The sequence below is a fragment of the Alkalibacterium sp. m-11 genome (assembly GCF_054658155.1).
On record NZ_BAAGIR010000129.1, the window covers coordinates 1 to 5,433 of the forward strand.

Consider the following 5,433-nt stretch of genomic DNA (forward strand, 5'->3'; position numbering starts at 1 on the left):
TATACAACAAAAAGGACAGATTAACCACTTCAAGCTATCGCTTGACCGAAATTCATCTCCCACTTTCACTGGTGCTTCGCACCCATACGCTTAGAAGTGGGAGACTTCTTTCGGAATTACGTTAAAATTGGTAAAGCCTCCGTCTGTATTCAAGTGGATGACAAGATCTTTTTTCTCAACCTTTAAATCTGTTACTTCGCAATCATGAAAGCTGAATCGTTCTTCTATTATCTGAGGAATATTCTCTTCCTGCTGTACTTTATCATACTCATTTAAAATGTTATTCATCATTTTTTCGTTATCTGAACTTAAAGCTTTTAACTGATTTTTGACTGCTTTGCTGCAATAACCTAGGGAGAAAACTCGGACATCAGCAATTTGCTGGTACAGTTCATGTGGTAGTTTATCCATTATCTCTCTTATACGCGTTTCATGAATGTTTGCAAATGTTTTTTTGCAATCATATTTATCAAACGGCGGACGACTATCATATTCCTCTATAAGTTTTTGTATATGGTCTTTTTCTTCGGGCGACATAGAATAGACCAGCTGATCCTCTTCACTTATAATCTCTTCATTTATAAACATATCTAGAGGGACCATAGCAGTTTCGTCTTCTTCTAACATAAAACGAGGGTCAGTGTCATATATTTCCTGCTGCATATCTACAAATTCTTTCTCTTTTATTTTATAAAGTCTTTGATAGAGCCCTTCGTTAAAAACGCCAGCCCCTTTATGTACTCTCACATCAAAAAGAAAATCTGTCATCTGAGATAATTCATACCATTCTTTTGTTAAATATCGCATACATATATGTCCTTTCAGTTTGATTAAACTTGCCTTTATAATCCAAGTCTGGCCCCTACTTCTGCATACTCTATATCTTTTCTTTCTACATTCCAATTATCGCCTGTTTGTCCGTCCCATATTGCTCCTGTTTCAACGAAACCGACAGACGCAAACAGCTTCCGGACGGCTTCGTTCACCAGCCAATAGGATGTAGCCACTGCATCAGCTTGTCCTTGTGGAAACGTCTCTATGTATTCAATAACTTTCATCATTGCTTGTTTGCCAAACCCTTTGCCTTGATGCTTTTTATCAATCATAAAGCGATTAAGTCCATAAGTATATTTATCTCCATATTTTTTACTTAAAAATGAATCTTCGGACAGTTCGTAAAATCCAATATCGACATATCCTATGACTTCATCATTGTTGCATATAGCGAAAATCATAGGCGGTTTTTCATCGTTAAGTATCTTTACGTAGGCTTTAGCCAAACAATATATGCTGGAATCCACATTTCCCTTCTGCTCATCTGTCATGCTTAACTCCATTACTGCATCAAAATTATCGTGGGTAATCTTTCTTAATTGAACCATTTTTTTTCCAACTTTCACCAATATAAATACTAGTTCATTAACGACATCAGAATAGCATAAAAAACCGAGTGTTTCGACATAAAAAATGATTTGGTAGCAAGGACTTAATCTATATGGAAACAGGAGTACGTGCGGGCGATGGTGTGAAAAGAGCATTAGGAAATGGTTGCCGACATTAGATGAAAAAGTTTTTTAACAAACTTATACTTACCTAGGTCTATTTCATTAATCCAACAGTCAAATGAACCCTCTAGGCATTTAAACTTCACCTAGAGGGTCTTATACTAACTAAATATCATATTATGTGCTTTACTCGAGTAAGCCTTGTTACGCTTTCAACATGCGTTGAGATGATAGTACTTACAATCTAATAAAAGCAGAAGTAGTACTTGCTAAGTTTTATCAGTTCATCCCAATATAGGTTTAATTACACTGTTAGTGTGTAATGACCTCTTCTACAGTGAGAAAAATTCTCTAGATGTTTTGCAGTATAAACTCTTTTCTTGTTCTAAGAACTTATCTTTCACTGGCTAATAACTCTTTTACTTCTTCAAGTTCATTTAAATATCCCATGATATATAAAGTATCCCCTTTACATACTTTGGTATCAGCTTTTGGATTAGAAATATATTCATCAGTGCCAGCTCGAAGCATTCCTAGAATGATTGCCTTAGAGGTCACTAATTTCTGTATACTTTCAAAGTCCTTATTAATAAATTCAGACCGATCATCAATGATAAACTCTTCAACAAGTAGTTGTTCCTGGTCGTTTTTAGTAAGTAGATTCAAAGAATGAGATAGAGATGGGTTCTCTAAATGTGCTAATATCCGGTCCGAGATTAATCTGTCCATTATTAGAACTTTTTTTACTCCAGCTTTCTTTAGTTTCTATATGCTTCTTTTCCTGATGCCCCACATACAATATCTAAGGAAGAATCTAATTCTTTTACCGAAAAAACGGTATAAAGTACTTCACTATTATCTGAAAAGGTAATAACACTCCCTTGAGATTTTTTTATACCGGCTTTCATCAACGTGTCAACATTTTTAGCATTACCACAAACATGAGGTTCATTCAGACTTTTTAATTGCTTGCATTTCTTTTCGTGTTTTTCAACAAAAACATATTCCTGATCATGGATTTTTAATTCAGCGGCAATGCTTTTTCCTAACTTACCATAACCACAGATATAAATTTATTTGAGTGATTATTAGAATTCATATTGCTATTACCTCCTAAATTGATAACTATATCAGAACACTCGCACAGTATAAATAGCTTCCTTATTACCATGGAAATCAACTAGTAAACACCGTATACATTCATCGCATCTTGGGTGTATATAATCCCATTACCCGGTTTATTTATTTCAAGCTTTTCTCTGATGGATGACATGATAGATTCTGTGGCATCATTTTTAGCTAAAATGATTACCATCTCTTTTTCAGGGTCTATTTCCATATCAAAAACTTTAGTTGTTTCATTCACACCAGAACCTCTTGCATTAATGATGGTACCTCCTCTTGAGCCTGCACTCTTTGCAGCCTCTACAACATCGTCTGCCTTTCCTCTATCGACAATCGTCACAATAATTTGATAGAGCGGATGATCAACCACTTGGCTTTTGTCTTCCTTGAAGATACTTGACCGAGAGCCTATAACTTCAACTGTACTCGTAGTAAACGCAATACCATGATGGGGTTTATAGAATTTAAATTGCTTGTTTAATTTATCTAAAGTATTTTCTGCAACTTCACGATTGGCAACCATTAAGACTACTTCTTTTTTTTCATCATACAAGGATAAAAAGTTTAAAAAAGGATTAATGATTGTGCCTTTCCCTAAAATAATCGTTCCACCTGAAACACCATATTTCTTAGCTTGACGTAGAACCTTTGAACCTATGCCCTGATTCACTATGACGTAAATTAAATCATAGACTTTCACATCTTCTAGACTACTCATTTGTTTCTACATCTCCTTTCCTCTTTGATCTAATTGAGAAAATCAAACCTAACATCTGTAAAGTAATTATGGGCATCATCGCTACCATGGCAATCATTCCGAATCCGTCAATAATGACATCAGCACCTTCAAATGCACCCGCTGCTCCTTGAATAAATGCCAGGATAAATGTTGCAGTCATTGGACCTGTTGCCACTCCACCGGCATCAAATGCGATTCCCACAAAGAGTTTTGGTGCAAAAAACATTAGTCCTAAGCTTATTAAATAACCTGGTAATAAGTAATGCCACAATTGTACAGAAGGGACTAATATGCGAATGACCGACAGTAAAACGGCTCCTCCTACACCAGCTGACAAAGAAACTAATACAGCAGGCCGTTTGACATAACCACTCGTAACATCTTCAATTTGTTGAGTCAGGACATGAACAGCCGGTTCAGCTAAAATAGTAGCCACACCTAAAACAAACCCGATGATCAGTATATAAACTTTGTTATCAAGTAATGCTAGATCATTCCCAATAGCAGTACCCACATCCATGAATCCAGTATTGACCCCTACTAAAAAGATAAATAATCCGATAAAGGAATAGATAAACCCTGTGAGTAATTTACGAAACTCTTTTTTACTCAATTTAAAAACTAGTTTCTGGAGAATCAGCAAGATTATTAATAATGGAAGAATGGCTATAAAGCTTTCTAATATATATGTTGGCGTCATTTCTATAAAAGGCTGAAGGATGGTTTGTGTTTCCATCACTTCCGTTTCAATCGTAGCTGATAACGGTTCTGAGTTAGATACTATATCGAGAATCATAACGGATATAATCGCTCCTGTCGATGCTATAGCAATCAAACCAAAACTGTCTTTTTCTGAAGCTTTCGTATCCTTTTTTCAATTTAGAAATACCTACTGAGAGAGACAGTATAAAGGGAACCGCTAGTATTCCTGTTGTAGATCCAGAAGCATCAAACGCAATAGCCAGAAATTCACGAGACGCAAGTATAGCTAAAAGGAAAATAGTTAAGTACAACGCCATAAGCATTTTAAACAATGGTATATTATAAAATATTCTAAGGAACCCTAATGCTAGCATAAGAGCTATCCCTAAAGAGACCACAATTAAAATACTTGTTGAAGCTATTTGGCCAGATGTAACACTTTCAACTTGATTGGCAAGCACCAGTAATCCCGGTTCTGCAATAGATATAAAGAAACCAAGGATAGCGCCTGCTATCAGTACAATCCACAACTTATTCGTCTTAGCTACTGACTTCCCTGTATAATTTCCTAATGGAGTAATACCAAGATCAACTCCTAGAAGAAAAATAGTTAAACCCACTATGACGAATAAAGCACCAATAACGAATCGAGTCATATAGATAGATCCATTGGAACGATGGTGAGATTTAATAAAAACACTAAGCATATAATTGGCAAAACAGCAAAAAATACTTCCTTTAGTTTGGAGTTAGCAATATTCAATACAGTCATCCTTTCTTAAATTTTAATACAGTGACTTTTTTATAATTAAGTTATTCTATAGCCATGCTCATTATAAATCACTAACTATTCAAACATACCATATACTTCATTGATGTTTTGAACAAAGATAACTCCCTTACCAGGTTTATCAATTTCAACTTCTTCTCTTATAGATGATACAATTGATTCAGTGGAATCAGAATTAGACAGAATATAAACCATTTCTTTTTCTGGCTCAATCTCCATATTGAAAATTTTATTGGTTTCGTGAATACCTGCCCCTCTTGCATTGATAATTGTTCCACCTTTTGAACCAGCCAATTTGGCAGCATCTATGACATCTTCTGCTTTTCCTCGATCTACAATAGTAATAATCATTTGGTACATTTAGTCCTTCTCCTCTCCTGACTCTTTATTTATAATGTATCACTGGTGTTGCATAAAACTGAAAATCAGTGTTACTTGTTTATTGCTCAAGTTTCGCACCCCTAAGAACTCCGTTCTATCCTTTACATTATAAGGATTATTTAGATTAATCAGCTTAAAGGTAAAGAAAAAGACAGCTCTCTTTGGTAAAATGTGAGTACCACTACCAACAT

The 5,433-nt window shown here is 35.2% G+C and carries 8 protein-coding genes; all 8 read right to left on the reverse strand.

Features of this window, described 5'->3' with window-relative positions; genetic code table 11:
* Positions 1 to 90 precede the first annotated feature (90 nt).
* The 8 genes from ACYQ2O_RS10230 to ACYQ2O_RS10265 all read right to left on the reverse strand — a co-directional run bounded on the left by ACYQ2O_RS10230 (position 91) and on the right by ACYQ2O_RS10265 (position 5,221).
* Entirely contained in the window at positions 91 to 807 is a 717-nt protein-coding gene (locus ACYQ2O_RS10230; RefSeq protein WP_346025283.1) for a DUF4085 family protein, read from the reverse strand.
* 35 nt (positions 808 to 842) lie between these two features.
* A complete protein-coding gene (locus ACYQ2O_RS10235) occupies positions 843 to 1,400 on the reverse strand; it encodes a GNAT family N-acetyltransferase (RefSeq protein ID WP_346025284.1) in 558 nt (185 codons plus the stop codon).
* 498 nt (positions 1,401 to 1,898) lie between these two features.
* Positions 1,899 to 2,234: a TrkA C-terminal domain-containing protein gene (locus tag ACYQ2O_RS10240; RefSeq protein ID WP_346025285.1), complete on the reverse strand. Its 336-nt coding sequence runs from the start codon at positions 2,232 to 2,234 to the stop codon at positions 1,899 to 1,901.
* Between the two features lie 29 nt (positions 2,235 to 2,263).
* The gene (locus tag ACYQ2O_RS10245) at positions 2,264 to 2,578 is read right to left on the reverse strand and encodes an NAD(P)-binding protein (RefSeq protein WP_346025290.1); all 315 of its coding nucleotides are present in this window, start codon (positions 2,576 to 2,578) and stop codon (positions 2,264 to 2,266) included.
* Between the two features lie 107 nt (positions 2,579 to 2,685).
* Positions 2,686 to 3,348 (reverse strand): P-II family nitrogen regulator, encoded by a 663-nt coding sequence (locus ACYQ2O_RS10250; protein WP_346025286.1) that lies wholly within the window; start codon positions 3,346 to 3,348, stop codon positions 2,686 to 2,688.
* A complete protein-coding gene (locus ACYQ2O_RS10255; protein ID WP_346025287.1) occupies positions 3,341 to 4,165 on the reverse strand; it encodes a DUF1538 domain-containing protein in 825 nt (274 codons plus the stop codon). The genes ACYQ2O_RS10250 and ACYQ2O_RS10255 overlap by 8 nt, the downstream gene beginning before the upstream one ends.
* A complete protein-coding gene (locus ACYQ2O_RS10260) occupies positions 4,143 to 4,727 on the reverse strand; it encodes a DUF1538 domain-containing protein (protein WP_346025288.1) in 585 nt (194 codons plus the stop codon). The genes ACYQ2O_RS10255 and ACYQ2O_RS10260 overlap by 23 nt, the downstream gene beginning before the upstream one ends.
* A gap of 191 nt (positions 4,728 to 4,918) precedes the next feature.
* Positions 4,919 to 5,221 (reverse strand): P-II family nitrogen regulator, encoded by a 303-nt coding sequence (locus ACYQ2O_RS10265; RefSeq protein ID WP_346025289.1) that lies wholly within the window; start codon positions 5,219 to 5,221, stop codon positions 4,919 to 4,921.
* Positions 5,222 to 5,433: the final 212 nt, after the last annotated feature.

Excerpts from the sequence above, each read along its gene's own strand:
- ACYQ2O_RS10230 (WP_346025283.1), bottom strand. The coding sequence starts at position 807 with ATGCGATATTTAACAAAAGAATGGTATGAATTATCTCAGATGACAGAT.
- ACYQ2O_RS10240 (WP_346025285.1), bottom strand. The coding sequence starts at position 2,234 with ATGGACAGATTAATCTCGGACCGGATATTAGCACATTTAGAGAACCCA.
- ACYQ2O_RS10250 (WP_346025286.1), bottom strand. The coding sequence starts at position 3,348 with ATGAGTAGTCTAGAAGATGTGAAAGTCTATGATTTAATTTACGTCATA.
- ACYQ2O_RS10255 (WP_346025287.1), bottom strand. The coding sequence starts at position 4,165 with ATGATTCTCGATATAGTATCTAACTCAGAACCGTTATCAGCTACGATT.
- ACYQ2O_RS10260 (WP_346025288.1), bottom strand. The coding sequence starts at position 4,727 with ATGACTCGATTCGTTATTGGTGCTTTATTCGTCATAGTGGGTTTAACT.
- ACYQ2O_RS10265 (WP_346025289.1), bottom strand. The coding sequence starts at position 5,221 with ATGTACCAAATGATTATTACTATTGTAGATCGAGGAAAAGCAGAAGAT.